The following is a 23207-nucleotide window of genomic DNA, read 5'->3' as shown; positions in this document are numbered from 1 at the left end:
AAGGCAGGCGAGATGCACTGCCATTGAGCGTCAGTAGTGAACCAGGAAGAAGTCAATGCACGCTGAAACTATCAATGCGGTAGCCGCCCTCGTCGGAGCTATAGGGTGGCCGCTAGCCATTGTCGTTGTCGTCATGATGTTGAGGCGAGAAATTTCACAGTTACTAAGTCGGCTGGAACACATGAACATTGGAAGCACTGGTCTAGCTTTCAATAAGATTTTGAAAGCTGAAATCATTGAGGCGGCCGAAAGTCTCGCCGAAGCTCCCGAAGGTGGCATTGCCGCTCCTACGAAGAGAGCGCTCGACAAAACCATGGAAAAAATGATCCAGAATGATCCTGCGGGTGCCGTCGTATTCTCGTGGAAGCAGGTGCAAGAGGTTCTGGTTCGGTTGGGTGACAAGCATAACGTCTGGCTTGACCTTCGAAGCGGTCGCAAGACTGCCGATCAACTCTGTGAGGTGAATGCTATCTCATCGGAGATGGCAGACGTCATCAAGTCGCTTTATTCCACCTACAAACGCGCGATTCATTCCTACGATTTTGCCCCTGATCAAAGCACGGTCGTGGACTACGTGATCGTGACGCAAGATACTGTGGAAGCGATTGAGAAGCGTCTGTAAATGATGAGTTATCTGCTTCGCCCGAATTAAGCGCGACCCACGCCAAATTAAGTTTGAGGAACTGAGGTGATACCAGAAGAGATTGTAAGGCGCATTCAGGCGCTCTTCAGGCCATCTCCAGTGCTTCTTGTCGGAAGCGGTTTCTCTTGTGGTTTTGGGCTCCCAGGAATGGGCGAACTCGCATCTCATTTGCTTACGGAGTTCAAAACATCGAGAATTTCCGCCGATGCCATGGCGTTATGGGATCAACACAGCGCCGCCATCGCGGACGATTTTGAAAGTGGACTGAACCAGATACCCATCGGGGCGGGGGCACGGTCGGAACTCACTGAAGAGGTGCGCCGCCTGATTTCAGGTGTTATCTGCGACCGCACTTTAAGCGCGGAAGACGACATACGAGCATCAGGAAGCCCAGATCAAGCGGCTCCAGCCAGACTACTTCGGCTATTGTTTAATGGGATTCCGCAGAACAGCGAATGTGCTCCTGTCATAACGACAAACTATGATACTTTGATCGAGCTCTTCTGCGATCTTGCTCGACTGCCGATTGATACAGGCTTTGAAGGGCATAGGTACCGTCATTTCCGCAGAGATGCGGTGTACAGGACGCATTTTAGGCCGGAAAACGTCGCTGGCAAAAAAGCGATCCAAATTGAGTATCGCAAGGTTCCGAATGTTAGGGTGATGAAACCCCACGGTTCAATAACGTGGCATTCTACTACCTCTGGGCCTGTAGAGATACTCGACTACAGAAAAGCCTCTTCACGCGCTATCGTTATCCCTGGACCAACCAAATACGAGGAGGCCTTAATTGAGCGTCTCTTCGATTCTGTTCGTGCGGAAATGAACAACGTATTGCGAGACGCGTCAGGACTGATGTGTATCGGATTTGGTTTTAATGATGCTCACCTGCAAGGTGTCATTACCGAGCGTCTCGGAAACCGAATGCCCATGTTAATTCTCACGCGAACATTTACGCTCAAAATTGAAGCCCTACTCAAAGACTATCCTCACGTCATAGCGATCGCTCGTGATGGTGATGGAGCGCAGTGTCACGTTGATGGCGAGATTCACCAGATCGATGATCCCGCGTGGGAATTAGACTCGTTCCTTAAACTTTTCCTGGAGTGAACTCATGGCCATATTTGAATTTTCGCAGGAGCAGTCACTTGGGGAAGTGAGGAGCGTTGAGACTTCGAAAATTGTTGTGAGAGTAACGGACGCTGAGCGTCTGCAAAAGGCGCGGGTTGGACGGCTTGTAGCCATTCAGTCTCTCGGTGACGAGTGGCTAATTGGAATTATCGAGAGAGTTTGGCGGCACGCAATCGAAGTTGCACAGATCGAGATCGAAGGAAACCTTGAACCTTCTACGGACCTACCTGTCGAAGAAAACGGTGTCACGGTAAGTCTTGTTGGCACCTACAGAGCCCGAGACGGGGTGCGGCGGGACGTCTTCTCACGCGCTATATTTTCACTTCCTGAAATTAACAGACCCGTATATCCCCTTGACGAGAAAGCGCTTGAAGCTTTCATGGGAATCTTGAGCGCTTCCACCATGGGGCAATCGAAAGTCCCACTCAGAGTGGGCCGGTACACTCTCGACGAGAGCGCCATCGCCTATGTCGATGGCAACAAACTTTTCCAGCGACATATGGCTCTACTTGGCAGCACAGGCTCAGGGAAGTCATTCGCTGTCGCATCCGTTCTTGAACAGGCGGCGCAGCTTCCACATGCGAATGCGATAGTGCTAGACCTCCACGGTGAATACTCGACAATGACGTTCGCACGGCACTTCAGGATCGCTGGTATTGGCGATCTCAAGACGCCGACAGATCAGTCTCTTTTCCTCCCGTTCTGGCTTTTGACCTACGAGGAAATGCAGTCGCTTTTCATTGATCGCTCGGGTGACAACGCGCCAAATCAGGCTCTGGCGCTAATGGAATCTGTCATTGATCTGAAGAAAAAGTCGATTGAGGATTTCGACAAACCGGATTTGCTCGAAGGTTTTACGGTCGACACCCCGGTACCATTCAAATTGGCTGATCTTGTAGCGTCGCTCAACGCCAAAAATGAGGACGAAACAGATACAGGAGAGGTATTTCAGTCCGGCGCACGTAAAGGCCAGGCCAAGATGGAGAAGGGGCCATTGCATGGCAAACTGTCTCGTTTCCTTGTTAGAATGCGCACGAAATTTGCAGATCGCCGTTATGCTTTCATGTATCAGCCGCCCGAAGAGTACGAGCAGTATGATGCCCTCCATATTCTTGCGGAAAAATTGCTCGGTTCTGGAATGGACGGCGATATCAATACGGGCATCAAGATTGTAGATTTTTCGGAAGTGCCCTCAGACGTCCTTCCTGTCGTAGTCGGCTTAGTGGCGCGACTGGTGTACCAGATCCAGTTTTGGAGCCGTCCAGGTGATGCTGGCGACGAACGCCATCCAGTGGTCATGATTTGTGATGAGGCGCATCTCTATTTGCCGAGCAAGCAATCGGAAGTTGGCCCACTTGAGCGTCGCGCTCTGGAGAATTTCGAGCGGATCGCTAAAGAGGGTCGAAAGTACGGTGTCAGCCTCATGGTCGTTAGCCAACGTCCGTCCGACGTCAGCACAACCATCCTCAGCCAATGCGGAAACATCGTCAGTCTGCGTCTAGCTAACAAAGTCGATCAAGCCGTTGTTCGGCAGCTTTTGCCCGAAAGCCTGGAAAGTCTGATGGAGATCTTACCTACGCTGGATGTGGGTGAGGCCGTTGTGGTCGGAGATGCGGTATTGCTCCCCACGCGCATCAAACTCGACAAGCCAACGAATGTACCACGCAGTGCGACCATACCCTTCTGGCAGCGGTGGGAAGAGCCAAAAGCCGAGGTCGATATCGTGGAAGCCGTGGAGAATATGAGGAGGCAAACACGCAGTTAACAAGGTGCGTCACGCGATGGAGTTCCTTGTGCAGCTCACTGGAAATCGGTGATTTTGATCGTGCCGATAGCTTGGCTATCTGACCGCGGTCTCACGCCTCGCCATACACGATAGCTTCGAATTCAGCGCCTTTTCCGTGGAACTAAAGGGGGAGCTAGATCCGCTCAACGGCCTTTGGGGGGGCAACGTCGTTATCTTTTGGCGCGGTGAGGCTTGCCTACGTTTCACTTTTTTCCAAAGTGAGTCTCGGATAATTCGGAGTGTCGGGATCTCTTGAACAATGTGCTGCTCCGGCGAATTAAGCCTAGAAACCCGACGTTCGCTTACAGGGTTTTTTCGATATGCAAGCCGATTGAACACCAAGCGACCGATGTACATCTGGTTGTTCAAGATTCCGCTGCCTCTTCGACGATGCCCGCGGATGGCGGTTCCTCTCCAAGTCTGCCCACGGGGGCCGGGTATACCTTGCTCATTGAGGAGTTCCGCGATGGCATCAGGGCTGAAGCCTTTCGCATATTGCTTAAATATCCACACGATCACAGCCGCCTCGTCGGCATTGATATCCCTTAGGCCCCGTATCGGTTCGCCGTCGGCACCAATCATCTTTTTGATCGAGTAGCCGTAACAAATGCCGCCTGGCACTCGACCATTCTTTGCTACAGTTTTCATGCCTTCCCTGGTTCGATATCGAACCTGTTCCAGCATCTCGCTATTTAGGACTGCTCTCAGGCCAAGCTCCATGGATGACACTTGGGCATTGCCGTGCACGGTCCATAGTTCTATTTCGTGGAACTGGAGCAGCTTCAAAACTTTGGCGCTGTGTTCGAGGTCTCGCGAGAGGCGATCAAGCGTGAGGCACAGTAGGACATCGTATGCTCCTGCTCGAGCACCCGTCAGCGCGGCTTGAAGGCCTGGCCGTGTTTCAAAATTAGCGCCACTGACGCCCGCATCAAGATATGTCCCGCACAGTTTCCAACCACGCTCGGTGATGAACGAAGTTCCCAGGTCGAGCTGGGTTTCGATTGAAGCTGGGTTCTGTTGATCTGTTGAATACCGCGCGTAGATAACCACTCTTTTGCACATAATGGCCTCCCGATAACAATGGTAAGGCAAAGTACCACGACGCAGATTTGTGCACGTGTTGGTTTGACCCTGGGGTCGTCTGTTCAAAGGGCGGGCTTCGATGCCTGCCTCGATCACCTCAGAAGGCCGATCCGCCTAGCTATCCTTTTACAAAACGTAGGTCCTTAAACGAGATTGCCTCACGGTCTTTCGACCGTGAGGCAATCCGTTGCGTTCTTTGAGGAAGAACTATGCTTTCGTGTGGCCGAACTATGCTTTCGGCCACAACGCCACTTATCCCTGCAATTATCAAGAGCAACCGCTCGTAGCACCACACGTGTCGCACTTCTCACACGTGCCGTTGCGCACCATCGTGAAGTTCTGGCACTCGGAGCACATGTTGCCGGTATAACCCTGCATGATCGACTTCATGCGGCGGTCGGCTTCGACCTTTTTGGCTTCGGTCTTGGCAGCGGCTGCGTCGGCTTCGGCCTTGTCGGAGAAGAGCGCTGTTGCGACCTGCTTTTCTTCCGATACGACCTCTGCGTTCACCTCTTCCGCGATCTCTTCGGCCAGTTCCTTGGCGCGCTCCTCATAATCGCGCTTGAAGGAAACGACTTCCGAGGTCGAGATGGCCATTGCTGGCTCGAGCTTGCGGGCCGTGTTGCCGGCGATCGAGGTGACGCTGGCCGAAGCGCGGGCAGGGGCGGCGGTGGCTGCACCCTTGGCTTCGGAGCCACCCATTGCACCACCCTGGATCAGGGTCGGCTTGTAGCCGCGGGTCCAGCCGGTCGAGACGAGCTGCGTCTTGCCTTCCTGAATTCCCTTGCCGAGTGCCGTGTTGGAAAAGTCCGACGTATCGACATGCGCAAGGTCATGACGGCCGAGATAGGAAACGGCAAGTTCGCGGAACACGTAGTCGAGGATCGACGTGGCGTTCTTGATCGCGTCGTTGCCCGTGACGATGCCGGCCGGCTCGAACTTGGTGAAGGTGAAGGCCTCCACATATTCTTCCAGCGGCACGCCGTACTGCAGACCCAGCGAGATGGCGATGGCAAAGTTGTTCATCATCGCACGGAAGGCAGCACCTTCCTTGTGCATGTCGATGAAGATCTCGCCGATCCGGCCGTCACCGAATTCGCCGGTGCGCAGATAGACCTTGTGTCCGCCGACATTGGCCTTCTGGGTGTAACCCTGACGACGGTTCGGCAGCTTTTCGCGCTCGCGGGTGACGCGCTCGATGACGCGTTCCACGATCTTTTCGGTGATCTGAACGGCCTGGGCAGCAATCGGCTGCTGCATCAGCTCTTCGACAGCCTCTTCCGCATCGTCCTCGTCGATCAGCGACGCATTGAGCGGCTGGCTGAGCTTGGAGCCGTCGCGATAGAGAGCGTTGGCCTTGAGCGCCAGCTTCCAGGACAGCATGTAGGCTGCGCCGCAATCCTCGACGGTCGCATCGTTCGGCATGTTGATCGTCTTGGAGATCGCACCCGAGATGAACGGCTGGGCAGCCGCCATCATGCGGATATGGCTTTCGACCGAGAGATAACGCTTGCCGATCTTGCCGCAGGGATTGGCGCAATCGAAGACGGCCAGATGCTCGTCCTTCAGGAACGGCGCGCCTTCCAGCGTCATCGCACCGCAGACGTGGATATTGGCAGCTTCGATGTCCTTCTTCGAGAAACCGATATGCTCGAGCAGGTTGAAGCTCATGTCGGCGAGCTGCTCGTCGGTGACCTTCAGCGTGTTCTTGAGGAAGTCGGTGCCGAGCGTCCACTGGTTGAAGACGAACTTGATGTCGAAGGCAGCCTTGGTGGCGCCGTTGATCGCTTCGATCTTCTCGTCGGAAAAGCCCTTGGCCTTCAGCGAGCCGGGGTTGACGCCCGGTGCCTGGTTGATGTTGCCGTGGCCGATGGCATAGGCCTCGATTTCGGCGATCTGGCTTTCGGTGTAGCCGAGCGTGCGCAGAGCTTCCGGAACCGCACCGTTGATGATCTTGAAGTAACCGCCGCCGGCGAGCTTCTTGAACTTCACGAGCGCAAAGTCGGGCTCGATGCCGGTCGTGTCGCAGTCCATCACGAGGCCGATCGTGCCGGTCGGCGCGATAACGGTCGTCTGGGCGTTGCGGTAGCCGTGCTTTTCACCGAGTTCCAGCGCCTTGTCCCAGGCGGCCTTGGCATGGGTCGACAGCGTCTGGTCCGGGTTTTCCGAATGATAGAGCGGAACCGGATCGACGGAGAGCTGCTCGTAGCCGGTGGTTTCACCGTAGGCTGCGCGGCGATGGTTGCGGATGACCCGCAGCATGCTTTCGCGGTTCGGCGCGAAATTCGGGAACGGACCAAGCTCACCAGCCATTTCAGCCGAAGTCGCATAGGAAATACCGGTCATGATCGCGGTCAGAGAGCCTGCAATCGCACGGCCTTCCTTGGAATCGTACGGGATACCCGACGACATAAGGAAACCGCCGATATTTGCATAGCCGAGGCCGAGCGTACGGTACTGGTAGGAGAGTTCGGCGATTTCCTTCGACGGGAACTGCGCCATCATCACCGATACTTCGAGAACGACGGTCCACAGCCGAACGGCATGTTCGTAGTCTGCGATCGCGATGTTCTTCGTTGCCTTGTCCTTGAACTGGAGAAGGTTGAGCGAAGCAAGGTTGCAGGCCGTGTCGTCCAGGAACATGTATTCCGAGCACGGGTTGGAGCCGCGGATCGGGCCACCGGCGGGCGAGGTGTGCCAGTCGTTCATCGTCGTGTTGAAATGGATGCCCGGATCGGCAGATGCCCATGCAGCATAGGAAATCTGTTCCCACAGATCCTTGGCCTTCAGGGTCTTCATGACCTTGCCGTCCTTGCGGGCGGTCAGGTTCCACTCGCCGTCGTTTTCGACAGCCTTGAGGAAGTCGTCCTTGAGCGAAACGGAGTTGTTGGAGTTCTGGCCGGAAACGGTCAGGTATGCTTCCGAATCCCAGTCCGTGTCATAGGTCTTGAACTGAAGATCCTTGTAACCCTGCTGGGCGAACTGGATGACGCGCTTGACGTAGTTTTCCGGAACCAGGTCCTTCTTGGCAGCGCGGATTTCGCGCTTCAGGGCCGGGTTCTTCAGCGGGTCATAGCAGTCGTCGTCAGAACCTTCGCAGTTGACGCAGGCCTTCATGATCGCCTTCAGGTGCTTGGCGACGATCTTCGAACCGGTGACAAGGGCAGCAACCTTCTGCTCTTCCTTGACCTTCCAGTTGATGTATTCCTCGATATCCGGATGGTCGATATCGACAACCACCATCTTCGCCGCACGACGGGTCGTGCCGCCGGACTTGATGGCGCCCGCTGCCCGGTCGCCGATCTTCAGGAAGCTCATCAGGCCGGAGGAACGGCCGCCGCCGGACAGTTTTTCGCCTTCGCCGCGCAGATGGGAGAAGTTGGAGCCGGTGCCGGAACCATACTTGAACAGACGCGCTTCGCGAACCCACAGGTCCATGATGCCGCCTTCATTGACCAGGTCGTCGCCGACGGACTGGATGAAGCAGGCATGCGGCTGCGGATGTTCGTAGGAAGACTTGGACTTGGTCAGCTTGCCGGTGAAGGGGTCGACATAGAAATGGCCCTGGCCGGGACCGTCGATGCCATAAGCCCAATGCAGGCCGGTGTTGAACCACTGAGGGGAGTTCGGCGCTACGCGCTGGGTAGCGAGCATATAGGCAAGCTCGTCCATGAAGGCCGCAGCGTCGTCTTCAGACGAGAAATAGCCGCCCTTCCAGCCCCAATAGGTCCAGGTGCCGGCAAGACGCGAAAATACCTGGCGGGCATCGGTTTCGGAACCGTAGCGCTCGCCTTCCGGAATATCCTTCATCGCCTTTTCATCGGCGATAGAGCGCCACAGGAAGGACGGGACGTCGTTTTCTTCAACGCGCTTCAGGATCTTCGGAACGCCGGCCTTGCGGAAATATTTCTGCGCCAAAACGTCGGTCGCGACCTGGGAGAACTGCGACGGCACGTCGATATCGGCAAGACGGAAGACGATGGAACCGTCCGGATTGCGGATCTCGCTGGTCGCCTTGCGGAACTCGATAGTTCCGTAGGCGCCTGTCTCAGGCTTCGTGAAACGACGTTCGATGCGCATTGCCTCTAGTCCCTCATCCTTTGTCGCCATATAGGCGCACGGGTTCGATGCGGCTGCTCTCCATCATGGGCAGCCGGCTGAAATTTCATCCAGACTCATTGGATGTCTATCTGTATATTGTGCTGGATAATGGCTGCCAACACTAAATATAGTATTAACAACATGTTTATGCCAGCCCAATCGCCGTCTTGGCGATGATTTTCAAAGCGCACGGAAATCCGTCGCCCGGCTGTCTGTCAGAACAAGCCCTGCGCTCGATTGTTTCCATAAAACTCGAAAAAGAACCGGCCTCGTTACTCCCGGTCCAGTCGCCGCCGCAACATGCGTTTATTCATGGCCGCGCATCCTGATTCGGTCAAGCCGTAGCCGGTAGGAGTTTCTAAACCACAAGATATTGTGGCTGATGCCTGTGGATAACGGGGAATAAAAAACAGCTAGGATTCTCAAGTGCTTGGCGACCGGAGCTGAAGCTTGCGCGAGGCTTGCGAAATTCGATTGTGGCACGATCGGGGCAGATCGGCGGCTCTGGAAGCCCTTTCTGAACGGGCATTTTAGCACTTGGCCATACCATATTGAGACATATGGGTAACACGGCCCTCTAAATGTAGAAAAGTCCGCCATCCTGTGGATGACGGACCAGCTATTGACATCAAAACGACAGGGCAGGGTATGCGTCAGCGCATATCCTGCGGCTCGTGGTTGAAATGGAATGGGGCCACTATCTGTTGTGGTCCTCAAGTCTTGGAAATCTAGCCCCGGTGTCCCTTGGCGATCGGCTCCTGATAGGTGAAGCCCATGTCCCAGGGAAAATAGATCCAGGTGTCCTGGGAAACCTCGGTGACGAAGGTGTCGATCGTCGGCACGCCGGTCGGCTTGGCATAGACGCAGGCAAAATGTGCCTTTGGCAACATCTCGCGCACTTCCTTTGCCGTCTTGCCCGTATCGGTCAGGTCGTCGACAACGAGAATGCCTTCGCCGCCGTTTTCCAAAAGCTCGGGCGAAATGCCTTTCAAAAGCACGGTTTCGCCCTGGTCGACATAGTCATGGCGCGTGGCGATACAGACCGTATCGATGAGACGAATATTGAGTTCGCGCGAGATGATCGCCGCCGGCACCAGGCCGCCGCGGGTGATACAGACGATTGCCTTGAACTCCTGGCCAAGGCCGGAGAGGCGCCAGGAAAGCGCACGGGTATCGCGGTGGAATTGGTCCCAGGAAACGGGAAATGCTTTTTCAGGAAGAGACATGAATTTGCTGCCAGAACGAGAGTTTCTTTGGCTCTCGCTAATAGCGGCAAGCGAGGGGAAAAGGCAAGCGGTCGGACTTTATGTCGGTTGCGCGCCTCTTCCCCTTACCAGTTTCAGGCTTGTCTGTGCGGGGTGAAGGTGAGGGCGACGATAAGGCCAATGATGGCGCAGGCCGAGGTCAGCCCGGCAACCGCTCCCCATCCGCCATGTATCCAGAACCATCCGCCGGCCCAGCCGGTAAAGCTGGCGCCGATATAATAGAACAGCAGGTAGAGCGCCGAGGCATGGCTCTTGGCGGCGCCCGAACTTGCGCCGACGCCGCTGCTCGCTGCCGAATGGCCGATGAAAAAGCCGATCGTGATCAGCGAGATGCCGAGGATGGTGAGGGTTAGGCTGGAGGTCAGCGTCACCACCACGCCGGCAAGAATGGTGGCGAACGTGACGATCAGCGTTGTCCTTCGACCGAACCGGTCCACCATCCGCCCGCCGGACGATGAAGAAACGATCCCCAGCGCATAGGTGAGGAAAATCATGCTGATCGCCGTCGGCCCGAGATGATAGGGCGCACCGGCCAGCCGGAAGGTGGAGTAATTGAACACGGTGGTGAACACGCTCGTCAGCATCGTGCCGATCAAATAGAGTCGCAAAAGCGCAGGGTTGGAAAGATGCTGCCGCCACAGATGAAGATGCCGCCCCACAGGCATGGATTGCGGCCGGAAATTTCGTGACGGCGGCAAAAGCAGAAAGAAGCCCATTGCCGCGGCGACACAGGCTACTCCCAGCGCATACATGGCGATCTGCCAGGAGGTAAAGGCCGACATCAAGCCCATCCCCACCCGTCCGACCATCGCCCCGAAAGCGGTGCCGCCGATATAAAGTCCCATCGCCCGGCCGAGGCTCGCAGGTTCGATCTCTTCTGCGAGATAAGCCATCGCCACCGCGGGCACGCCGCCAAGCACGAAACCCTCGACAGCCCGCGCTGCGAGCAGCCAGCCCCAACCACCGGCGCTTGCTGCGACAAGGTTGCATACTGCGGCCAGCATCATCGACGTGAACATCAGCGTCTTGCGGCTGACGATCTGGGCAAATGCGCCTGACAGAAGGATCGCGAAGGCAAGCGCACCGGTCGTCAGTGATAGCGCCAGCGAGGCCGTTGCAGCGTTGACGCCAAAGTCTTGCGGAAATTCCGGCAGAAGCGGCTGGACGCAGTAGATCAGCGAGAAACTGGCAAAACCGGCAAGGAAAAGCGCCCAGCTGGCGCTACGAAAGGCAGCGCTGTCGCCTTTTATCCAGGTTGTTTCGAATTCCGTCGGTGTCGCCTGAATAGCAGCTTCAAGTGTGGCGGGCTGGGGCATGGGGTATCCTTTGCAGACGCATATAGCGCCATGCCGACATTGCCGCTAATATATGGATGAGGCATTCTCCATATCTGGAATTAATATCATGGAGCTCAGACACGTCCGTTATTTCCTGGCAATTGCCGAGGAGGGAAGTTTTACCCGCGCGGCAGAGCGCCTTGGTATCGCACAGCCGCCGCTCAGCCAGCAGATCAAGGTGCTGGAGCAGGAGGCTGGCGTCCGGCTCTTCCGCCGCCTGTCACATGGGGTAGAGCTCACGCCCGCTGGCCGCGCCTTCCGGGCTGCGGTCGGTAACGTTCCGCATGAGATCGCCGAAGGCGTACGGCTTGCGCGCAAGGCTGCTGCGGGTGAAAGCGGCGAGATTCGCATCGGCTTTACCGGGACCGCAGCCTTGAGCCCAGCCGTGCCTGTCTGTATCGCGCAGTTTCGAAATACCTATCCGGATGTCGAGATTAATGTCACGGAGGCCAATTCCATGGCGCTTGCCGCGGCACTGATCGAAGACCGGCTGGATGTCGCCATTCTGCGTCCCTCGAATTCCGATCCCAATCTTCTGGCCGAGGAGGTTCTGACCGACGAGCCGCTTCTCGCTGCGCTGCCGGCCACCCATCCCTTGGCGGTCTCTGGAGAGATTATCGATCTTGCCAAATTGTGCGATGATCCGTTCATCCTGACGCCCCGCAGCGTTGGCGTCAGTCTTCATGATGCGATCCTGCGGGCCTGTGCGAAATCCGGCTTCACGCCCAAGTCGGGGCCGGCAGCACCCCATATCGCTTCGATACTCTCACTGGTCGCAGCAGGCCTCGGCGTATCGCTTGTTCCGGCATCCATTGCTCGCGTGGATTTGCGCGGTACGGTATTTCGGCATCTGGGTGACACCGCCGAACGTGTTGCGATCGCACTCGCCTATCGCAGGGCAACGACATCGCCTGTTGTTAGAAACTTCTGCTCCGTCGCACGAAAGGCGCGCATGGATAGGCGCTTTGAACTGCAGGCGCAAAAAGAATGAGGTCCTCGCGTCTGTTTTCTTCATCTGACTTTCATCCCGCAAACACCCTGTCGCCGCATTTGGTTGCAATGCCGACCGGGCAGATATGAATGAGGAAAACATGGACGAACTGGAAAAAGCGGCTCGCGGATTGCTTTATGATGCAAATTACGATTCTGCCGTTCTGGAAAAACGCAAGGCGGCCAAGCGTATCCTGCATCGGCTGAATGCACTCTCGCCGGATGAGAGGCAAGAACATGCCGAGCTGATCCGCGGGTTATTGGGACGCATCGGCAGGAATTTCGTCTTCGACGGTTCGTTTCACTGCGATTACGGCTTTAATATCGAAATAGGCGACGATTTCTATGCCAACGTCAACCTTGTCATTCTGGACGGCGCGAAGGTCACTATCGGTGATAACGTCTTCATTGCTCCCAATGTCGGCATCTACACCGCGGGTCATCCGCTAGACCCAGAGCGCCGCAACGCCGGCCTCGAATATGCTCTTCCGGTCACGATCGGGAACAACGTCTGGATCGGCGGGGGAGTTTCGATCATGCCGGGCGTGACCATCGGCGATGGTGCGGTGATCGGCGGCGGCGCGGTCGTCACGCGCGATATTCCGGCGAATGTCGTTGCAGCAGGAAACCCGGCACGCGTTATCCGGGAAATCACGATCGAAGACGCAAAGCGCGAGAGTTTCGGCCGCAAGTAGCCGTTCCGCGTATTGGGCAAGCGGCAGCACCTTCTGGCTGCTGCCGCTCGACCTTTATCGTGAAAGCAATGTCAGCGCCGTCATCGAATCGAGCAGGCTGCGCGTTACCCCGCCGAAGAACATTTCCCACCAGCGCGAATGCCCGTATCCGCCCATGACAAGCAGATCGATGCTTTTGTCTGCAAGGCGGTTTTCGATCGCTGCAGCCGGCGAATTGCCGCCGCTGTCCTGCGTCGTCAATGTTACGTTTATGCCGTGGCGGGCAAGTGTTGCGGCAAGCTCGGAACCTGCAAATTCCTTTTCCCTATCGCCGCGCTCAGGAGGATCGATCACCAGAACCTCTACCGAAGAGGCCTGCTTGAGGATCGGGAGCGAATCGAAGGTGGCACGGGCAGCCTCCCGTGAACCGTTCCAGGCGATCAGCACACGTTCGATCGGTTTTGGCTGCTTCAGCGTATAGGGCACTAGCAACATCGGCCTGCCGCTTTCGAACAGGAATGTCTCCAGGTCGGCGCGATGATCGGCCTGGGACGGGCTGCTCTGGTTGGCAACGATCAGGTCCGCAGTCCGTGCGACCTCCTGTACGGAGCTTGATGCATAACCGGCCGCCAGCATGTAGCTGCGCCATTCGGCCGAAAGTCCCTCGCGCTTGGTCTTCTGGCGGAAGATCTGCTCAATTGCCTGAGTTTCCTTCTGGGCGCTTTCCTGCAGGATCTCGATTGCGGTCGGGTCGGGGATTTCCATCGGCGCGATCAGCGGAACGGCGGTTAGCGTCTCGGCATGAACCCCCACCAGATGCGCGGAAAACTGTTCGGCGATCGCAACCGCAAAATCGGTGATCTGTGGCGCGTTTCGCTGCGTGTCGAGAACAGCAAGAACAGTCTTGTAGGACATGGACATCTCCTCATTACAGGCTTCGTTTCGAGCCCTGTTTCAATAAGGTGGTGCTGCCGAGGCGCGGGTCAACGGGCGCCGCCCTTTGGTTATGCGTCCGCAGTCGGATTGGCCGAAATCCCTTTTCGATCGAGGCCGGCAATCATCTCCGAGACTGCTTCTGCAGCGGCATCCATAGCCTCGGCATCACGGCCGCGCACGACGATCTCGGTCGAGAATTTTTTTCCGTCGAAACGCGGGTAGGAGCCGATGCTGGTTTCCGGATGCGCCTTCTGGATATCAGCAAGCAAGGTGCCGATATCGCCTTCGCCATAGGGGCAGGAGACGGCACGCGACAGCATTTTTGCGCCGCTGCGCAAGGTCGGCAGAACGTTGTCGACCATCGCCTGGAAAACCTGCGGCACGCCTGCCATCACATAGACATTGCCGATGATGAAGCCGGGGGCCGTGGAAACGGGGTTGGCGATATGTTTCGCACCTTCCGGCATCCGCGCCATGCGCTGGCGGGCAGGGGTGAATTCCATCTCGCGCCGCTTGTACATCTCACCAAGCAGGGTCATCGCCTCTGAGTCATAGATGCACTCGACGCCAAATGCCTTGGAAACCGAATCCGCGGTAATGTCGTCATGGGTGGGGCCGATGCCGCCGGATGTGAAGACGTAGTCATAGCGTGCCCTGAGCGCATTGAGCGCCTCGACAATCGCTTCTTCTTCGTCCGCAACAATGCGAACCTCTTTGAGGTCGATGGCGGAGAGTGTGAGCATATCGGCCAGATGTCCGATATTCTTGTCCTTGGTTCGCCCCGAAAGCAGCTCGTCGCCTATGGCAAGCATGGCAGCGGTTACAATGGTGGAGGAGGCGGAGTGATCGGACATGAGGAGCTCGCTTTCTGTGATGGCTGGACGTTAATCCGCCTGCCGGGGAATGCAATCCCGCCGACGCTTACCTGATAATACGCAAATCGAACAAGATATGCCGCCATCGTTCGAAAATAGTAGACAGTGCGTCGTGGCATCGCCGTCTGGCGGCGCATACCCGGCTCGGATAGCTTTCGGCCACACGCTTGTAACAAGGCAGATCAATGATCATCGAGTTCTTGAAAAAGCTGTTGGGCGGAGCACCTACTGTAAGCTCAGCAACAGCGTCCACTCCCGCAGAGGAAACGAAGAAAATGACGAAGGTTCTGGTTCTTTACTATTCTTCCTATGGTCACATCGAAACGATGGCCTACGCTGTCGCCGAAGGCGCGAAGTCGGCCGGTGCCGAAGTCACCGTAAAGCGCGTTCCGGAACTGGTCCCGGAAGAAGTCGCAAAGTCCTCGCATTTCAAGCTCGACCAGCCTGCACCGATCGCCACCGTTGCTGAACTTGAAGAATATGATGCCATCATCGTTGGCGCCGGCACACGCTTCGGCACTGTCGCCTCGCAGATGCGCAATTTCTGGGACCAGACGGGTGGCCTGTGGTTTACCGGCAAGCTGGTCGGCAAGGTTGGATCTGTCTTCACGTCGTCCGCCACCCAGCACGGCGGTCAGGAATCCACCATCCTCGGCTTCATTCCGACCCTGCTTCACCACGGCATGGCCGTTGTCGGCCTTCCCTATGCCTTCCAGGGCCAGATGGGTGTTGAAGCAGTCAAGGGCGGCTCGCCCTACGGTGCCTCCACCATCACCGACGGCGACGGGTCTCGCCAGCCTTCGGATGTCGAACTGGAAGCCGCAAAGTTCCAGGGTGCCCATGTTGCAAAGATCGCAGCCAAGCTTTCAGCCTGATCTCGATTAGCCGTCGGAATTCACCTGAAAGGGAGTGGCCTTGGCCGCTCTCTTTTTGCATTCTGGGCACAGTTTTGGGCACAGATGACGAATTGGTGCCCATGATTGAAGGCGCGCCGTCTTCGATGTGAAGTTCGCGTATCTGATTTGTTTTATTTATATCAATGACTTGGGTGATTGGTGCGGACGGCGGGGATCGAACCCGCATGACCGAGGCCGAGAGATTTTAAGTCTCTTGCGTCTACCAGTTTCGCCACGTCCGCTTGGGTCTTGCTTTTCAGGTAGATAGACGATTCCGTCAAGCTCAGCTTTGCAAAACAAGTTCCGGAGTTTTGCAAAGCTGAGCTTTTGTCCCGGATCGTTGCGGCCGTCCACAGCAAGGCCTAGTCATACGTGAAGAAAAAGGCCGGCACCGCGGTGCCAGCCTCATCACAATTACATCTCCGCAGCCTTTGTCAGTCGAGAAGATCCGCAGGCACCTTGCCGCCGTTTTCCGACAGCTTTTTCATCAATGCCTTGTGAAGCCACATGTTCATCTTGGCCGAATCCCCTGTGTCGCCGGTGTAGCCCAGTTCGGCTGCAAGTTCTTTGCGCTCGCTGAGGCTCGCATCCATGCCAAGAGCCTTCATAAGGTCGACGATCGAGTGGCGCCAGTCGAGCTTTTGGCCGCTCTTCTTGACCGCAGCGTCAAGGATGGGCGCGACGTCGACGGGCGCAGACGGACTTGCTGCCGGAGCGGCGGACGCCGCTGCGGGGGCAGGGGACGACGTGGCAGCAGTCGGCGCGGCGCCCGTTGCGGCGGGAGCCGCAGCTGGATTTTCAGCTGCCGCCGCCGGGGAGCCGAAGATCGCATTCTTAATCTTGCTGAAGATGCTCATGGGTCTTCTCCTCGAGGTTAGATGGTAAGGAACTAGGGCGTCCAGTGCTGGAGGAAATGGGGCCGATGTCTAAACGAAGCGAATTGTGGTGGTGAGAAATATTGTCGGGGAGGTGCAGGATCGCTTCAGGTTGACGCTTTAATGTCCGGGGCTATGTCCTCCTCCATAACGAGGAGGAGAATATGGTCGGGAAAGTATTGCTCTTTTTGATGATAATCTTCACCGGCTCGGTGGCGCATGCGGAAGGTACGGTAAAGGAAGGCCAGGTCATGGCCAGCCGCATTCTCGGAAAGAACGTCGAGTACTCGCTGTATCTGCCACCGGGTTACGGTCGTGACGAGAGGCGTTATCCGGTCATCTACCTTATGCATGGTGGCGGCGACGGCCAAAATCAGGATTGGTATCGTTTCGGCAACGCCAATCTGGTTTTTGACAGGCTGATCGAATCAGGTGAAGTGCCGCCCTTCATCGCCGTCACGCCGGAAGGCCGCCGGGATGACGACAACAAATTCAACACCTATTACATGAACGATGCCGACGGCCAGTATTTGTGGCAGGACATGTTCGTGAAAGAGTTCGTTCCGCATATCGAAAAGACCTTTCCCGTCATTCCAGGTAAGAAGTCCCGCGGCATTCTCGGCCTGTCGATGGGCGGATATGCAGCAATTGCTTTTTCCATGAAATATCCGGATCTTTTCGCCGGTGCCGCTGCATTGAGTGCGGCCTTCCGCACCGACCAGCAGATCGTCGAAATGGATCAGGCAGGATATGATCGGCGCTATGGCAAAGCCTGGGGTGTCGGATTGGCCGGACGCGATCGCCTCAATCAACCTTATTACGCCAACAGCGTTCTCGATCTTGTCGACAAGGTCCCGGCTGACGATCTAAAGAAGACCGAGCTCTATATAGACTGCGGTTCCTATGACGATTTTTTCGTCGGCAATGCCGAGCTGACAATGAAACTCCGGAAGCTGAAAGTGCCGCATCATTTCATGGCCCGCGAGGGTGGTCATGACTGGACCTATTGGCGCACCGGGCTGCCGCAGGCGACCGTTTTTCTGGGTAAGGTTTTTCGTCAATAACAGGCCGCTAGACATTATTTGTTCGTCTCTGCCGGAATGCTGAAGTTGGCGGAGAACTGAAAGCTGATTAAACGGGCTTGGTCTTCATCCACAAGCTATGGCATAGCGATGAAAATCTTGACGAGCCGTGGATGGTTTATGTGATGAAGACAGGTGTGGATGATGCCAAGGCGGCGATGCGGACGATCTTTCCGGAGACTCCGCTTCAGTTGAACGAGCATCTCAGCCGCCGTTACGGCGCAGATATCTGGTTGAAGCGTGAGGACCTGTCGCCGGTCCGTTCCTACAAGATCCGCGGCGCCTTCAATTTTCTGCGCAAGGCGATCACTGCTGGCGCGAGCGACAAGACGTTCGTCTGCGCTTCGGCCGGCAACCATGCGCAGGGGTTTGCCTTCGTCTGCCGCCATTTTGAAGTGCCGGGCATTGTCTTCATGCCGGTCACGACGCCGCAGCAGAAGATAGACAAGACCCGCATCTTCGGCGGCGAATTCATCACCATCAAGCTTGTCGGCGACATCTTCGACCAATGCTACGCTGCCGCCCGTGCCCATGTGGAGGAAATCGGCGGCATGATGGTGCCACCCTTCGACGATCTAGACATAATCGAGGGGCAGGCGACCGTTGCTGCGGAAATTTCGACCCAGCTACCCGATGGCGTGTTGCCGGACTTGGTCATCCTTCCTGTTGGCGGCGGCGGTCTTGCTTCCGGCGTCACTGGCTACCTCAAGGATGCGGTCGCCGCTGAAGGTTTTCTCTTCACCGAGCCGACAGGCGCGCCGAGCCTGAAGAAAAGCCTCGAGGCCGGATCGCCCATAACGCTTCCGAAGGTCGACAACTTCGTCGATGGTGCCGCGGTCGCGCGCATCGGTGATCTCAATTTTGAAGCGTTGAAAGGTTTTTCGTCGTCGCAGGTGATGCTGGTTCCCGAAAATGCGATCTGCGTCACGATGACCGACATGCTGAATGTCGAAGGTGTCGTGCTGGAACCGGCAGGTGGTCTTTCGATCACCGCCCTGTCGCTTCTTCCGCGTGAAAAGATCGCCGGAAAGACCATCGTCTGCATCGTCTCGGGCGGCAATTTCGATTTCGAGCGGCTACCCGATGTGAAGGAGCGGGCCATGCGTTATGCGGGCCTGAAGAAATATTTCATCCTGCGTTTGCCCCAGCGTCCCGGGGCTTTGCGCGATTTCCTCAACCTTCTGGGCCCGGATGATGACATCGCCCGTTTCGAATATCTGAAGAAATCGGCTCGCAATTTCGGCTCGATCCTTATCGGTATCGAAACGACGGCGTCGGAAAACTTCGCCGGCCTTTATGAACGTTTTGAAGGGGCAGGGCTCGGGTACGAGGACATCACCGAAAACGAAATCCTCGCCAACCTGATCATTTGATGGGCTGGCGCTTCCGGCCTGAAACGGTTACAGGCGGTTGGGTGCGTTTCGGCGCCGGGAGCAATGTGGTAGGCAAAAATCATGGCATCTTTTTTCTCTTCTCTCCTCTCAGCCTTTTCAGGCAAGGATAAGCCGGCCCAGGCTGCCAAAGGCGTGGAACCTGTTGCTTACAAGGATTGCCTGATCTATCCGGCACCGATCGCCGAAGGCGGACAATACCGCCTCGCTGGCCGGATCGAGAAGGACGTAAACGGCGAAACGCTGGTTCGCCATGTCATTCGGGCCGATATGTTCTCGTCGATGGACGACGCTGTGACTTTCACGGTCCGCAAGGCTGAACAGATCATCGACCAGAACGGCTCGTCGCTGTTTTCGGACGGTCAAAGCACCCGTTCCGCCTGATCCGCCACTGATCGGACGTTCCATTTTCAGTTCCTTTGGGGACGAGAAGGCTATCCTTGTTTCTGAGATCATGCGGCTCAAAAACGATGCCGCCATCTGGCGCTGCACGATCGGCCGACCGGCTTGCCCAGTCGAGTCCTGCTCACTGAAAGCCTCAACGAAATCGTGGTGCATGCCGGCAACGGCCACGCTTTCAGCATCGCCATGATAGATCTCGATCGTTTCAATTCATGGCCATCAGGCTGGCGATGCGGTCATCCGCGAGGTCTCTGTTAGGCTGAAGGCTAAGACCGGGCCGCAGGATATGATCGCTCGCCTTGAGGGAGAAGACTGCGCAGCAATTCTGGCAAGCGTGTCGACGGAACAGGATCTGGAAACGTTCAGCGCTCTGCCCGGAGCATACGGCTGACAATGATACGTCAGTCGGTTGTGCCGATATCGCGCTCTATTGAGATGATCCCTAGATTGCTGGTCCATTGAAACACATGCCAAGACGATTGCCGGAAGTTGCAGGTCTCGACTTCAATGAGGGCGCGATTGTCCGTCTTATCAGATAACTTGCGCTGGACCCGCCGGGATTTGAGGAAAACTTAACTGAGACGATCCTAAAAGAGCTTGTTCTCAATGGCGCAAGGAGCGCCCATGCAATGGCTTAATCTCGGCCTGTTTCTGATTGAAGCGGTCGTCTATTTCTCCGTCATGACGGCGTTCCTGCATTTTCGGCGTTCGCTTGGCCTGGGTGTGTTTTTGGCCGCGCTCGGTGTGATGCACTTCATGGAGACCTACCTGGCGGCGGTCTTTTACGTCGAGCTTCCATTCGGAACGGTATCGCCAGGTTCCTCCATCTTTTTTGCCGGCAAGCTGATGATGATCCTGATGCTTTATATCAAGGAAGACGCAGCAACGGTGCGGCAGCCCATCTACGGACTGTTTCTCGGCAATCTCCTGACGGTCGGCATCGCCCAAATATTGCAGCTGCACGCGGCTGTAACGCTGCCGGGCGGACGCGCTGCCGATATGGCCTTTCTCGATGAGATGGGTTGGCTCATGGTCTGGGGCACGACGATCCTCTATGTCGATGCGATTGCCATCATCCTGCTTTACGAGCGGTTGGGGCGTTTCGTCGACAATGTGGTCGTGCGCTTCGCCATCAGCGGCGCCGTTATGCTGACGTTTGATCAGGTAGCTTTTTTCTCTGTACTCCACATCTTGCTTGGTGTGCCGTTGCCTGTCTTCTTCGGTGGCTGGTATGCGAAGTTACTCGCGGTGCTTATCTATTCGAGCCTCTTTGCAGTCTATCTCAGGATCGATCAAAACGACCGATGGTTCGCGTCGTCACGGCAGATCAAGGACATTTTTCACGACCTCACATTTCGCGAGCGTTATCAGGCTCTGCTGGCAAAGGCTGGTGTGGACGGACTGACCGGTCTTTTGGATCGCGGCCGTTATGAGGTGGACGGACCTGAACTGGTGCGAAAAAGCCTCGCAATGCGCCAGTCGATCAGCATGGTCATTGTCGATGCCGATCATTTCAAGGAGGTCAATGATCGATTCGGCCATCAGCGTGGTGATACGGTTTTGCGGGATTTGGCAGCTTGTCTGAGCAGGAGCGCTCGCTCAAGTGATCATTTGTCCCGTTTCGGCGGCGAGGAATTCGTGATCCTTTTGTCGGACACCGACCATGAAAAGGCTCTGGAAGTCGCAGAGCGCCTTCGGGTGGATATTGCCGCCAACATCACGCGCCCCGATGGCGCGCCGCTTACGGTTTCGATCGGCGTTGCGACTGCGCCGGAGGATGGCCGAACGCTGGATCTCATCTTGAGCCGGGCCGACGAACGGCTCTATCAGGCAAAAAATAACGGCCGTGATAGGGTTCACGGCCGTCTTGGAAAGTTCTGAACGTATTCAGGAAATTAGGCAGCGAGAGCCAGCTGCTCAGTCCGTTCCTGGGCCGAAGCAATTGCCTTTTCGAAGGCTTCCGGACCGAAAGCCGTGCCTTCGACATAGATGACTTCGACATCGGTCATTCCCATGAAGCCGAGGACGGTCTTCAGGTAAGGAACGGCATGGTTCATCGCCATGGCAGGGCCTTCGGAATAGATGCCTGCGGCCGACAGGACGACATAGACCTTCTTGCCGGTGGCAAGACCCTGCGGGCCTTCGGCCGTGTAGCGGAAGGTGAGGCCGGCGCGGGCAACGTTGTCGATCCAGCTCTTCAGCTGCGAGTAGATGTTGAAGTTGATCAGGCCAGTTGCCAGCACGACAGTGTCGGCGGCCAGCAGTTCGGCAGTGAGCTTGTCCGACAGTTCGGCGGCAGCCGCTTCCTCGGAATTACGCTGGTCAGCCGGCTTGCGGATAGCCGAGGTCGTTACGGTGTCGAGATGGGAAATCGGATTCTGACCAAGGTCGTGACTGACAACAGTTGCGCCAGCGTTCTTCGCCTTCAGCTTATCGACGAATTCGTTGGCGATCTTGGTCGAGAGGGATTCGTCGCCGCGCGGGCTAGAGGTGACGAGAAGAATGGAAGACATGGTGCCAATTCCTTGATTTGTCTTGGAGGTCTTCTTGCGACCTCGATATATGGGGCGAGACTGGAGGCTCGTGTAGCTGACAAATAGGTCTGGACCGACATCGATAAAACGGGGATAATATCGAAGGTTCTTATCGAATATCTGGATAGCTCTCATGGATGCAAATCCGACCCTCGACCAGTTGCAGGTCTTCATCGCCGTTGCGGAAACGGGAAGCTTTTCGGCCGCGGCCCGCTCGCTCAACCGGGCGCAATCCGTGGTCAGCTACACGATCGGCAATCTGGAAGCCCAGCTTGAAGTCACGCTTTTCGAGCGCAGCGGTGCACGCCAGCCAAAACTCACCGAAGCGGGTAGGGCGATGCTGGCCGATGCTCGCCGGATTGTTGCCGACCTGCAGGTCATGCGCTCGCGCGCCAAGGGTATCCGGCAGGGGCTTGAGGCGGAAATCACGCTGGCGATCAGCGTCATGGTTCCGGCCGACGCGCTTGTTGCCGAACTCAAGGAATTCAGGATCGAATTCCCGACCGTCGCGCTCAACCTAAATGTCGGCGAACTCGGCATGGTGATGAACCTTGTCATGAACGGCAAGGCGGATATCGGCATTGGCGGGGCGCTGTTGAAACAGGACGATTCGCTTATCGCGGAAAAGATCGGCCACGCTTTCCTGCTACCGGTCGCTGCCGCCGACCACCCGCTGGCCAAGCTCGGGCGACCGCTGACGCTTGCCGATGTTCGTGAGGAGACGCAGCTCGTCGTCACCGACGCATCGGGCATCACTGCCGGTCGCGATTTCAACGTTCTCTCCTACAAGATCTGGCGGGTCAGCGACATCGCCACCAAGCATCATCTCGTCAAGGGTGGGCTCGGCTGGGGCGGCTTGCCGGCGTCGCTGGTGCGTGATGATGTGCGTGACGGCAATCTCGTCGTTCTCGATATCGAAGCCTACGAGCAGGGCGAATACCCGCTTTATGCGCTGCGCAGGACGGCAAGCCCGCCCGGTCCTGCCGGCCAATGGCTGATCGAGAGCTTCGCCCGCAGGCTTTCGACCTGCCCGAACAAGCAGCATTTCACCACCCTGCTCCGCGCCGATATCGACAAGCCCATCGATGTGCCTGCCTATCCCGAGGCGGCGGAGTAGGCCGGCGCAATCCGTGCGATTGACCGCGTCGGGCTGATCTTGATATAGATCGCATCACGGTCAGCAGTTCACCGAGGCGTCGCCGTCCC

General features: G+C 56.7%; 19 protein-coding genes, 1 tRNA gene and 1 pseudogene. 12 read left to right on the top strand and 9 right to left on the bottom strand.

From position 1 onward, the window contains the following. The first annotated feature begins 55 nt into the window (after positions 1-55). From ACI3K0_RS25145 to ACI3K0_RS25135, 3 genes are all read left to right on the top strand, one after another. Complete coding sequence (locus tag ACI3K0_RS25145; protein WP_404946422.1) at positions 56-622, top strand: hypothetical protein; 567 nt, start codon at positions 56-58, stop codon at positions 620-622. A 168-nt stretch (positions 623-790) separates the two neighbouring features. After that, complete coding sequence (locus tag ACI3K0_RS25140) at positions 791-1753, top strand: SIR2 family protein (RefSeq protein ID WP_404946421.1); 963 nt, start codon at positions 791-793, stop codon at positions 1751-1753. 4 nt (positions 1754-1757) lie between these two features. Continuing rightward, positions 1758-3539, top strand: a complete 1782-nt coding sequence (locus tag ACI3K0_RS25135) for an ATP-binding protein (RefSeq protein ID WP_404946420.1) — start codon at positions 1758-1760, stop codon at positions 3537-3539. 75 nt (positions 3540-3614) lie between these two features. Here the strand turns inward: ACI3K0_RS25135 and ACI3K0_RS25130 are convergent, their stop codons facing one another. From ACI3K0_RS25130 to ACI3K0_RS25115, 4 genes are all read right to left on the bottom strand, one after another. After that, entirely contained in the window at positions 3615-4622 is a 1008-nt protein-coding gene (locus ACI3K0_RS25130; RefSeq protein ID WP_404946419.1) for a recombinase family protein, read from the bottom strand. A 288-nt stretch (positions 4623-4910) separates the two neighbouring features. Continuing rightward, positions 4911-8723, bottom strand: a complete 3813-nt coding sequence (locus ACI3K0_RS25125) for a vitamin B12-dependent ribonucleotide reductase (RefSeq protein ID WP_404946418.1) — start codon at positions 8721-8723, stop codon at positions 4911-4913. A gap of 749 nt (positions 8724-9472) precedes the next feature. Next, the gene (gene gpt / locus ACI3K0_RS25120) at positions 9473-9970 is read right to left on the bottom strand and encodes a xanthine phosphoribosyltransferase (RefSeq protein WP_148146364.1); all 498 of its coding nucleotides are present in this window, start codon (positions 9968-9970) and stop codon (positions 9473-9475) included. Between the two features lie 113 nt (positions 9971-10083). Then, a complete protein-coding gene (locus ACI3K0_RS25115) occupies positions 10084-11325 on the bottom strand; it encodes an MFS transporter (RefSeq protein ID WP_183822177.1) in 1242 nt (413 codons plus the stop codon). Positions 11326-11413: 88 nt separating this feature from the next. Here ACI3K0_RS25115 and ACI3K0_RS25110 point away from each other — a divergent pair, with 88 nt between their 5' ends. Together ACI3K0_RS25110 and ACI3K0_RS25105 are read left to right on the top strand one after the other, a co-directional pair. Further along, entirely contained in the window at positions 11414-12337 is a 924-nt protein-coding gene (locus tag ACI3K0_RS25110; RefSeq protein WP_148146366.1) for a LysR family transcriptional regulator, read from the top strand. A gap of 100 nt (positions 12338-12437) precedes the next feature. Continuing rightward, entirely contained in the window at positions 12438-13031 is a 594-nt protein-coding gene (locus ACI3K0_RS25105; RefSeq protein ID WP_183822175.1) for a sugar O-acetyltransferase, read from the top strand. Positions 13032-13085: 54 nt separating this feature from the next. On the opposite strand, the gene ACI3K0_RS25100 is transcribed toward ACI3K0_RS25105, so the two are convergent. After that, the gene (locus ACI3K0_RS25100; protein WP_183822173.1) at positions 13086-13925 is read right to left on the bottom strand and encodes a universal stress protein; all 840 of its coding nucleotides are present in this window, start codon (positions 13923-13925) and stop codon (positions 13086-13088) included. 89 nt (positions 13926-14014) lie between these two features. Next, entirely contained in the window at positions 14015-14800 is a 786-nt protein-coding gene (locus tag ACI3K0_RS25095) for a competence/damage-inducible protein A (protein WP_183822171.1), read from the bottom strand. 296 nt (positions 14801-15096) lie between these two features. On the opposite strand from ACI3K0_RS25095, the gene wrbA reads away from it, so the two are divergent. Beyond that, on the top strand, positions 15097-15696 hold the full coding sequence (gene wrbA, locus ACI3K0_RS25090; RefSeq protein WP_148146370.1) for an NAD(P)H:quinone oxidoreductase type IV: 600 nt from the start codon (positions 15097-15099) through the stop codon (positions 15694-15696). A 178-nt stretch (positions 15697-15874) separates the two neighbouring features. On the opposite strand, the gene ACI3K0_RS25085 is transcribed toward wrbA, so the two are convergent. Further along, positions 15875-15959 (bottom strand) — tRNA-Leu (locus ACI3K0_RS25085). 192 nt (positions 15960-16151) lie between these two features. Then, positions 16152-16574, bottom strand: coding sequence for a DUF3597 domain-containing protein (locus ACI3K0_RS25080; protein WP_183822169.1), 423 nt, complete (start codon positions 16572-16574; stop codon positions 16152-16154). Between the two features lie 182 nt (positions 16575-16756). Between ACI3K0_RS25080 and ACI3K0_RS25075 the strand changes: the two genes are divergently transcribed. From ACI3K0_RS25075 to ACI3K0_RS25055, 5 genes and pseudogenes are all read left to right on the top strand, one after another. Next, positions 16757-17656 (top strand): esterase family protein, encoded by a 900-nt coding sequence (locus ACI3K0_RS25075; RefSeq protein WP_183822167.1) that lies wholly within the window; start codon positions 16757-16759, stop codon positions 17654-17656. A 143-nt stretch (positions 17657-17799) separates the two neighbouring features. Further along, entirely contained in the window at positions 17800-19047 is a 1248-nt protein-coding gene (ilvA, locus tag ACI3K0_RS25070) for a threonine ammonia-lyase (RefSeq protein WP_246435761.1), read from the top strand. A gap of 81 nt (positions 19048-19128) precedes the next feature. After that, on the top strand, positions 19129-19449 hold the full coding sequence (locus tag ACI3K0_RS25065) for an HlyU family transcriptional regulator (protein WP_183822163.1): 321 nt from the start codon (positions 19129-19131) through the stop codon (positions 19447-19449). A 96-nt stretch (positions 19450-19545) separates the two neighbouring features. Next, positions 19546-19858 (top strand): annotated as a pseudogene (locus ACI3K0_RS25060) (diguanylate cyclase domain-containing protein). Between the two features lie 233 nt (positions 19859-20091). Continuing rightward, the gene (locus ACI3K0_RS25055; RefSeq protein ID WP_148146375.1) at positions 20092-21348 is read left to right on the top strand and encodes a diguanylate cyclase; all 1257 of its coding nucleotides are present in this window, start codon (positions 20092-20094) and stop codon (positions 21346-21348) included. 14 nt (positions 21349-21362) lie between these two features. On the opposite strand, the gene ACI3K0_RS25050 is transcribed toward ACI3K0_RS25055, so the two are convergent. Further along, positions 21363-21980 carry an FMN-dependent NADH-azoreductase gene (locus tag ACI3K0_RS25050; protein ID WP_148146376.1) on the bottom strand — a complete coding sequence of 206 codons (618 nt, stop codon included), beginning with the start codon at positions 21978-21980 and terminating at the stop codon, positions 21363-21365. A 154-nt stretch (positions 21981-22134) separates the two neighbouring features. On the opposite strand from ACI3K0_RS25050, the gene ACI3K0_RS25045 reads away from it, so the two are divergent. After that, on the top strand, positions 22135-23118 hold the full coding sequence (locus ACI3K0_RS25045) for a LysR family transcriptional regulator (RefSeq protein WP_183822159.1): 984 nt from the start codon (positions 22135-22137) through the stop codon (positions 23116-23118). Positions 23119-23207: the final 89 nt, after the last annotated feature.

Origin of the sequence: Rhizobium sp. ZW T2_16 (genome assembly GCF_044987325.1) — a bacterium.
In the GTDB taxonomy this organism is placed as follows: Bacteria; Pseudomonadota; Alphaproteobacteria; order Rhizobiales; family Rhizobiaceae; genus Neorhizobium; species Neorhizobium cellulosilyticum.
This window is presented reverse-complemented; position numbering and strand designations above follow the sequence as displayed.